This window comes from Dokdonia pacifica (genome assembly GCF_900188275.1).
In the GTDB taxonomy this organism is placed as follows: Bacteria; Bacteroidota; Bacteroidia; order Flavobacteriales; family Flavobacteriaceae; genus Dokdonia; species Dokdonia pacifica.
Genome location: NZ_FZNY01000023.1, coordinates 1 through 1,925, shown reverse-complemented (window position 1 = coordinate 1,925; position 1,925 = coordinate 1). Strand labels below are relative to the sequence as shown.

Here is a 1,925-nt window from a genome sequence, read left to right as displayed (position 1 = left end):
ACTGTTGCTTGGTTTGTTACCTGACCAGCATCAATATCATCTTGCGTGATTGCATAATCTGCAGTGTATGTCCATGTCTCTGTTACATCTAACTCACCATCACCGTCTGTATCACCATCTACAAATGTGATTCCAGCAATTAATGGATCAGTTACTACGATGTCAGATAAACTTACATTTCCTTCATTTGTTACTGTGAAGCTATATGTGATCGTCTCATCTACATCACTACATCCATCAGCATCTTCATCATTGAATACTCCTACTTTAAGGATCGCAATTGCTGGTGACTGACATAATGGGCTCACTGTTGGATTATCTTCTAATACCGAAGTATCATCTGATAGATCACTTAATGGGTTATCATTAGTATCTGTTCCTGCTACTGTTGCTTGGTTTGTTACCTGACCAGCATCAATATCATCTTGCGTGATTGCATAATCTGCAGTGTATGTCCATGTCTCTGTTACATCTAACTCACCATCACCGTCTGTATCACCATCTACAAATGTGATTCCAGCAATTAATGGATCGGTTACTACGATATCTGATAAACTTACATTTCCTTCATTCGTTACTGTGAAAGTATACGTGATTGTCTCATCTACATCACTACATCCGTCGGCGTCTTCATCATTGAATACTCCTACTTTAAGGATCGCAATTGCTGGATCTTGTGGTAGAATAGTAATAGTACAATCTGGACACTGAGGATCTATTGGTCCCATAGGTGTTGGATCTTCAGAAGTATCTGTAGCAGGCTCTCCTGCTTGATCAGCACCTGTCGCTGTTGCTAAATTATATACTACACCTGCATCAATATCATCTTGTGTAATTGCATATGAAGCTGTAAAAGTCGTATTATCACTTTCTCCTACACCTAAATCTATTGGTCCTCCATTCACTGTTACTAATGGATCAGTTACTATGATTCCAAATAAAGGAACATCTCCATTATTAGTTACTGTAAAAGTGTATATAACAAGATCACCTTCATTAACAACACCGTCTCCATTGGTATCTTCATAAACACCATCTTTTAATAACTCTAATGAAGGGTTATCTGGTGTAACTATTACTGTTACGGTAGCTGTCTCTGTCGTAGTAGAACCATCTGGATTAGTTACCGTTACTGTATAATCAAAAGTATCTGTACCATTATAGTTTGGATCTGGTGTATAGGTTACTGTACCATCAGCATTGATCGTTACTGTTCCATTGGCTGGATCTGTAACATCGGTTACCTCTACATCACTGTTTGGATTAAACGTATCATTGTCTAATACATCGATATCTACTGGAGTATCCTCTGGTGTAGTAGCCGTATCATCCATTACATCCTCTACTGGAGTTACTGTCACTGTTACCGTAGCTGTCTCTGTCGTAGTAGAACCATCTGGATTGGTTACTGTTACTGTATAATCAAAAGTATCTTCTCCGATATAATCAGGATCTGGTGTATAGGTTACTGTTCCATCAGCATTGATCGTTACTGTTCCATTGGCTGGATCTGTAACATCGGTTACCTCTACATCACTGTTTGGATTGAATGTATCATTGTCTAATACATCGATATCTACTGGAGTATCCTCTGGTGTCGTAGCTGTATCATCCATTACATCCTCTACTGGAGTTACTGTCACTGTTACCGTAGCTGTCTCTGTCGTAGTAGAACCATCTGGATTAGTTACTGTTACTGTATAATCAAAAGTATCTTCTCCGATATAATCAGGATCTGGTGTATAGGTTACNGTTCCATCAGCATTGATCGTTACTGTTCCATTGGCTGGATCTGTAACATCGGTTACCTCTACATCACTGTTTGGATTGAATGTATCATTGTCTAATACATCAATATCTACTGGAGTATCCTCTGGTGTAGTAGCCGTATCATCCATTACATCCTCTACTGGAGTTACAGTCAC

1 protein-coding gene is annotated in these 1,925 nt (G+C 39.0%); it reads right to left on the bottom strand.

The genetic code is table 11. The annotated features are described in order from the left end of the window. Positions 1 to 1,898: DUF7507 domain-containing protein (locus CHB80_RS24315; RefSeq protein ID WP_449503649.1), on the bottom strand; the 1,898-nt coding region annotated here is incomplete at its 3' end. Between the last annotated feature and the right edge of the window lie 27 nt (positions 1,899 to 1,925).